Origin of the sequence: Rhodococcus sp. 1163 (genome assembly GCF_002091985.1) — a bacterium.
Lineage (GTDB): Bacteria > Actinomycetota > Actinomycetes > Mycobacteriales > Mycobacteriaceae > Rhodococcoides.
On the sequence record NZ_MKKX01000002.1, the window covers coordinates 1 to 206 of the forward strand.

The 206-nt window shown below is 60.2% G+C and carries 1 protein-coding gene; it reads left to right on the plus strand.

Features of this window, described 5'->3' with window-relative positions; all coding sequences use genetic code 11:
• Positions 1-180, plus strand: a 180-nt coding sequence (locus BJD99_RS00010; protein ID WP_143541970.1) for an integrase core domain-containing protein, incomplete at its 5' end; no start/stop codon positions are given.
• Between the last annotated feature and the right edge of the window lie 26 nt (positions 181-206).

Below are 206 nucleotides of genomic sequence, written 5' to 3' on the forward strand. Positions count from 1 at the left end.
AAGGAATGCCTCAACCGCAATCACTGGACCAGCCTGCTCGAAGCGAGGGTCGTGATCGGCGACTTCAAGGACGACCACAACAATCGCCACCGGCACTCGTCCCTGGGCTACCTCACCCCGGCTGAGTATGCTGCCCAATGCACCCACACGCACCAACCCGTGGGCTGCGAGATCGACTGACATCAATCACACCGTGGCTCTAGAAC